The organism is Streptococcus sp. 27098_8_109, assembly GCF_041432295.1.
GTDB lineage: Bacteria > Bacillota > Bacilli > Lactobacillales > Streptococcaceae > Streptococcus.
Window position 1 is genome coordinate 1 of the sequence record NZ_JAPVZJ010000039.1, and the last position, 994, is coordinate 994.

Annotated in this window: 1 protein-coding gene; it reads left to right on the forward strand. The window is 39.5% G+C overall.

All coding sequences use genetic code 11. The annotated features are described in order from the left end of the window. Window positions 1-994: ISL3 family transposase (locus O3664_RS09075; RefSeq protein WP_371613937.1), on the forward strand; the 994-nt coding region annotated here is incomplete at both ends.

A 994-nucleotide genomic window follows, 5' to 3' on the forward strand; every position in this document is an offset into this window, starting at 1 on the left:
ACAACTGGTATGCCTACCAGAATCCTCCTTAAAAAGCGTCGTTTCAAGTGCTATCATTGCTCTAAAATGATGGTCTCACAGACCTCTCTCGTCGAGAAAAATCACCAAATTCCTCGTATTATCAACCAAAAAATTGCGCAAAAATTGATTGAAAAAACTTCTATGACCGATATCGCTCATCAACTGGCTATTTCAACTTCAACTGTCATTCGCAAGCTTAATGACTTCCGTTTTAAGCATGATTTTTCTCGTCTTCCAGAGATTATGTCTTGGGACGAGTATGCCTTTACCAAGGGAAAGATGAGTTTCATTGCACAAGATTTTGATAATCTTAACATCATCACTGTTCTTGAAGGCAGAACACAGGCTATCATACGAAATCACTTTCTGCGCTACGAGCGAGCTGTTCGTTGTCAGGTGAAAATCATTACGATGGATATGTTTAGTCCCTACTATGCCTTAGCTAAACAGCTTTTCCCATGTGCTAAAATCGTTCTCGACCGCTTTCACATTGTCCAACATCTCAGCCGTGCTATGAGTCGTGTCCGTGTCCAAATCATGAATCAATTTGAGCGAAAATCTCATGAATACAAAGCCATCAAGCGCTACTGGAAGCTCATACAGCAGGATAGTCGTAAACTCAGTGATAAACGTTTTTATCGCCCTACTTTTCGCATGCACTTAACAAATAAAGAAATTCTAGACAAGCTTTTGAGCTATTCAGAAGACTTGAAACACCACTACAATCTCTATCAACTCTTGCTTTTTCACTTTCAGAACAAGGAACCTGTCAAATTCTTCGGACTTATTGAGGACAATCTAAAGCAGGTTCATCCTCTTTTTCAGACTGTCTTTAAAACCTTCCTCAAGGATAAAGAAAAGATTGTCAACGCCCTTCAACTACCCTATTCCAACGCCAAATTGGAAGCGACCAATAATCTCATCAAACTTATCAAGCGAAATGCCTTTGGTTTTCGGAACTTTGAAAACTTCA